The 5,234-nt window shown below is 74.5% G+C and carries 4 protein-coding genes; 2 read left to right on the forward strand and 2 right to left on the reverse strand.

What is annotated here, in order from left to right; translation table 11 throughout:
* Nucleotides 1-48: 48 nt before the first annotated feature.
* Nucleotides 49-2,172, reverse strand: a complete 2,124-nt coding sequence (locus LWC33_RS34200; protein WP_233308857.1) for an elongation factor G-like protein EF-G2 — start codon at nt 2,170-2,172, stop codon at nt 49-51.
* A gap of 168 nt (nt 2,173-2,340) precedes the next feature.
* On the opposite strand from LWC33_RS34200, the gene LWC33_RS34205 reads away from it, so the two are divergent.
* Nucleotides 2,341-3,750 carry an NAD-dependent malic enzyme gene (locus LWC33_RS34205; RefSeq protein WP_233308858.1) on the forward strand — a complete coding sequence of 470 codons (1,410 nt, stop codon included), beginning with the start codon at nt 2,341-2,343 and terminating at the stop codon, nt 3,748-3,750.
* 52 nt (nt 3,751-3,802) lie between these two features.
* Nucleotides 3,803-4,435: a pyridoxal 5'-phosphate synthase glutaminase subunit PdxT gene (pdxT, locus tag LWC33_RS34210; RefSeq protein ID WP_233308859.1), complete on the forward strand. Its 633-nt coding sequence runs from the start codon at nt 3,803-3,805 to the stop codon at nt 4,433-4,435.
* Nucleotides 4,436-4,482: 47 nt separating this feature from the next.
* On the opposite strand, the gene LWC33_RS34215 is transcribed toward pdxT, so the two are convergent.
* Entirely contained in the window at nt 4,483-4,881 is a 399-nt protein-coding gene (locus tag LWC33_RS34215; RefSeq protein ID WP_233308860.1) for a hypothetical protein, read from the reverse strand.
* Between the last annotated feature and the right edge of the window lie 353 nt (nt 4,882-5,234).

The following is a 5,234-nucleotide window of genomic DNA, read 5'->3' on the forward strand; positions in this document are numbered from 1 at the left end:
CCCGCCGCGCCCCCCCCCCCCACGGCCGCGCGTCCGGCCAGGCCCTAGCTACCGCTCCCCGTACCGGGCGAAGGCCCGGGTGAACGTGGCGGTCCCGGAGGTCATGGCCCGCAGGTCCACCGCGTAGCGCAGCAGCTCCTCGGACGGCACCTCGGCGCGGACCACCGTGTGCCCCGCCGTCCCCGTCGGTTCGGTGCCCAGCACCCGGCCGCGGCGCGACGACAGGTCGCCGAGGACGACCCCGAGGTGGTCGTCGAGGATCGTCACGGCGACCTCGTCGACCTGCTCCAGCAGCTGGACCCCGCAGGCCTCGGCGGCCTCGCGGAGCGCCAGCGCGCCCGCGGTCTGGAAGGCCGCGTCGGAGGAGTCGACGCTGTGCGCCTTGCCGTCGACCAGCGTCGCGCGGACGTCGACGACGGGGTGCGGCGGCGCGTCCGGGCCCTCCGACGGCGCGACGAGGCCCCGCTCGAGCTGCGCCCGGATGCCCTTCTCGACGCTCGGGACGTACTGCGTCGGCACGGACCCGCCGACCACGGCGGACTTGAACTGGAAGCCGGACCCGCGGGGGAGCGGCTCGAACTCGACGTGGCAGATCGCGTACTGGCCGTGCCCACCGGACTGCTTGACGTGCCGGCCCGTCACCTTCGCCTTGCGCTCGAGGGTGACCCGCATCGGCACCCGGACCGGCTCGGTGTCGACGTTCGCCCCGGCCTCGCGAAGCCGGGACAGCACGACGTCCGCGTGCGCCTCGCCGGTGCACCACAGCACTGTCTGATGGGTCTCCGGGTTGCGCTCCAGGATCAGCCCCGGGTCCGCCGCGACGAGCTTGCCGAGCGTGCGCGCGAGCGCGTCCTCGTCGCTGCGGTCCTTGGCCACCACCGCGATGGGCAGCAACGGCTCCGGCAGGTCCCAGGCCCGCAGCAGCAGCGGGTGCTCGGCCTCGGAGACGGTGTCGCCGGTCTCCGCCCCGGACAGCTTGGTCAGCGCGCAGATGTCGCCGGCCACGCAGGCGTCGGTCTCCTGCAGCGTGGAGCCGAGCGGGGTGTAGAGGTGGCTGAGCCGGTCGTCCGAGTCGTGCCCGGCCGGGAACTCCCCGGCCTCCTCCGGGCTCGAGCGCGGCGTGGGGACGTGCCCGCTCACGTGCACCGCCGTGTCCGGCCGCAGGGTCCCGGAGAACACGCGGACCAGCGAGACCCGCCCGACGTACGCGTCGGCCGAGGTGCGCACCACCTCGGCGGCGAGCGGGCCCTCCGGATCGGCCGTGAGCCCGTCGTGCGTGGCGCCGTCGATCGTCGACACCATCGGCAGCGGTCGCTCGAGGGGCGAGGGGAACCCGCGGGACAGCACCTCGAGCAGGGCGTCGAGCCCGACCCCGCTCGCCGCGCAGACCGGCACGACGGGGTGGAAGGCCCCGCGCACGACGGCCGTCTCCAGGTCCTGGATCAGGGCGGCGGTGTCGATCTCCTCGCCGCCGAGGTAGCGGTCCATGAGCGTCTCGTCCTCGGACTGCTCGATGATCCCCTCGATCAGCGTCGCCCGGGCCTCCTCCGCCCCGGCCGGCGCGGCGCCCTCGGGGGTCTGGCTGAGCAGGCCGTACAAGCCGTCCTCGATGGGGAGGTAGAGCGGCGCGACGCCACCGAACGCCTCCTGGCACGCGATCTGGGTCGCCTCGACGTCGGCCCGCGCCTGGTCGCACCGCGCGACGACCAGCGCCCGGGGCATCCCGACGGCGGCGCACTCCTCCCACAGCGCGATCGTCCCCGCATCGATGCCCTCGCCGTCCGCGCCCGCGATGGCCGGGACCACGAAGAGCGCGGCGTCCGCGGCCCGCAGGCCGGCGCGCAGCTCCCCGACGAAGTCCCCGTAGCCGGGCGTGTCGATGAGGTTGATCTTGAGGTCGCCGTGCCGCAGCGGCGCCACGGCGAGGGTGACCGAACGGTGCTGGCGGACGGCGGCGGGATCGTGGTCGCACACCGTGGTCCCGTCGAGCACGCTGCCCTGTCGGGGGATCACGCCGGTGTGCGCGAGGAGCGCCTCCACCAGCGTCGTCTTCCCCGACCCGGACGGCCCGACGAGGGCGACGTTCCGGATGAGCGCGGGATCGGTGACCGGCGCCCCGATCCCGTCTGATGCTCCGCGATGGCCGGACTTGGGGTCTGATCTGACGGTCATGGTCGACCACCTCCGCTGGGGTGCACTCCGCTGTGCTGGGGGTCACAGCGATTCCACTCCCCTCGCCGCGCGGGCACAACCCCGCGCACAGGGTCCGCCTCAAGGGTTGCCCAACTCGGTGGCGGCGCGAGCGGGCTCACGCGGACGGCGCGAGTAGGGTCCTTGGCCGTGCCCATTCCCGGTCCCGGATATGCCATCACCGTCCGCATCGAGGCCCCGGCCTCCGCCAGCGCCGCCGGGGATCTGGCCGTGGCGGTCGGCAACGTCGGCGGGGTCGTGACCGCCTTCGACGTCGTCGAGGCCCGCACGGCCACGATCGTCGTCGACATCTCCTGCAACGCGCTGAACTCCGAGCACGCCGAGGAGATCACCGAGGCCCTGGGCGCGGTGCCCGGCGTGCACGTCCGCAAGGTCTCGGACCGCACCTTCCTGATCCACCTCGGCGGCAAGCTCGAGGTGCAGTCGAAGGTCGCGCTGCGCAACCGCGACGACCTCTCCCGCGCCTACACCCCCGGTGTCGCGCGGGTCTGCCAGGCGATCGCGGCCAACCCGTCGGACGCGCGCCGGCTCACGATCAAGCGCAACACGGTCGCGGTGGTCACCGACGGCTCGGCGGTGCTGGGGCTGGGCAACCTCGGCGCGGCCGCGGCGATGCCGGTCATGGAGGGCAAGGCGGCACTGTTCAAGCGCTTCGCCGGCGTCGACGCCTGGCCGGTCGCGCTCGACACCCAGGACACCGAAGAGATCATCCGCACCGTGCAGGTGATCGCCCCGGCGTACGGCGGGATCAACCTGGAGGACATCGCCGCGCCGCGCTGCTTCGAGATCGAGCGGCGGCTGCGCGAGATGCTCGACATCCCGGTGTTCCACGACGACCAGCACGGCACCGCGGTCGTCGTGCTCGGAGCGCTGCGCAACGCCCTGCGCGTGGTCGGCAAGAAGATCACCGACTGCACCGTCGTGGTGTGCGGCGTGGGCGCGGCCGGGTCGGCGATCATCCGGCTGCTGCAGTCGGAGAAGCCGGGCGACGTGCTCGCCGTCGACATCGACGGGATCGTCCACAAGGACCGGCCGGGGCTCGACGACAACCTGGCCTCGATCGCCGAGCAGACCAACCACCGCGGCAAGCAGGGCTCGCTGGCCGACGCGCTGGTCGGGGCGGACGTGTTCATCGGGGTCTCCGCGCCGAACCTTTTCGGGGCCGAGGAGGCCGCCACGATGGCCGACGACGCCGTCGTGTTCGCGCTGGCCAACCCCGACCCGGAGATCGACCCGTCGGTGGCGATGCACCACGCCGCCGTCGTCGCGACCGGGCGTTCGGACTACCCGAACCAGATCAACAACGTGCTGGCCTTCCCGGGGGTGTTCCGCGGACTGCTCGACGCGCAGGCCCACGACATCACCGACCGCATGCTGCTCGCGGCCGCGGCGGCGATCGCCGACGTGGTGGCCGAGCCCAACGCCAGCTTCATCGTGCCGAGCGTGTTCGACCCGGCGGTGGCCCCCGCGGTCGCCGAGGCCGTCCGGCACGCCGCGCAGGAGGCCGCGCGGGCGGGCGAGGTCGCCGCCGGCCAGTGACCGGCGGGTGGGCCGCATCACCGTCTACCCTGGTAGACGTGGTGATCGAGCAGTGACCGGAGCCGTCCCGACGATCGGCGTCCTGGCCCTCCAGGGCGACGTCCGCGAACACGCCGCCGCCCTCGAGGCGACCGGCGCGAAGGCCGTGCCGGTCCGCCGCCCGGCCGAGCTGGCCGCCGTCGACGGGCTGGTGATCCCGGGCGGCGAGTCGACCACGATGAGCCGGCTGCTCGAGGTCTTCGAACTGCTCGACCCGCTGCGCGACCGCATCGCCGACGGCATGCCCGCCTACGGCTCCTGCGCCGGCATGATCCTGCTCGCCGGCGAGGTGCTCGACGGCCGGCCGGACCAGAAGCAGCTCGGCGGGCTCGACGTCGTGGTGCGCCGCAACGCCTTCGGCCGCCAGGTCGACTCCTTCGAGACCGACCTCGCCGTCACCGGCGTCGAGGGCGGCCCGGTCCGGGCCGTGTTCATCCGGGCGCCGTGGGTCGAGAAGACCGGCGACGACGTCGAGGTGCTCGCCGCGGTCCCGCCCGTCACCAGCGCCGGCGAGGACCCGGGCGCCGCCGCGGGGCGCCCGGTCGCGGTGCGGCAGGGCGCGGTCATCGCGACCGCCTTCCACCCCGAGCTCACCGGCGACGGCCGGGTGCACGCGCTCTTCGCGGACATCGTCCGGCAGAGCTGAGCCGACGTCGCAGGGCTGAGGCGACGTCGCAGGGCTGGGGCGACGTCTCAGGCCGTCGCGAGCGGGTCCCGTTCCGCGGCGGCCCGGCCCTCCCGCAGGAACGCGAGCAGAGCGGCGACGTCCGGCAGCTCGTCCGCCGGACGCACCGCGCCGAACGACGCGTTCCAGAACTCCCCGCGCCGGGGTTCCCAGGGGCCGACGTAGGCGTACGGGGCCGGGTGGGCGGCGTCGCCGGGGGAGACGCCGTAGTTCACGCCGTCGAGCGGCACGGCCAGGTCGAAGTGCTCGGGCCAGAGCACCGGCTCACCGAGGGCCCGAAGCGCGGCGTCGCCGCGCGCGAACCAGTCCGCCAGGTGTTCCGCCGCGACCGGGTCGAGGGCGAACGGCTCGTCCGGGCCGACGTCCGAGCCGTCGGCGTAGAGCCCCTCGGGCGGCCCGACCTGCACACCCGCCGCCTCGGCGAGCTGCCGGCACGTCCCGGCGAGCGGCGCGCGCCCGCCCCGCCAGACCAGCTCGGCACCCTCTCCACCCGCAGGCTGGAGAGGGTGCCGCCGAATCCGCCCGGTGTCACCTTGAGCCGGATGGTGCCGGCGGTCCGGTACTGCGGGCCCGCGATCACCGACTCCGCCACCGCGTGCAGCGCCCGCCGCGTCGACCCCAGGATCCGCTGGTCCATCCGTCCTCCCGGTCGTGTGGGCGCGAGGGAACTCACGGACCCTCACGCCCGGCGCGAGGGAGCAGCCTGACCCTAGGTGGCTGGTGTCTTTCGCGTGGCGGTCGCCCGGTCTGGCGGTCGGTT

The sequence above is a fragment of the Pseudonocardia terrae genome (genome assembly GCF_021343995.1).
GTDB classification, from domain to species: domain Bacteria; phylum Actinomycetota; class Actinomycetes; order Mycobacteriales; family Pseudonocardiaceae; genus Pseudonocardia; species Pseudonocardia terrae.

Bases quoted from the DNA above. Each gene is read 5' to 3' on its own strand.
- LWC33_RS34200 (WP_233308857.1), bottom strand. From the start codon at position 2,172: ATGACCGTCAGATCAGACCCCAAGTCCGGCCATCGCGGAGCATCAGAC.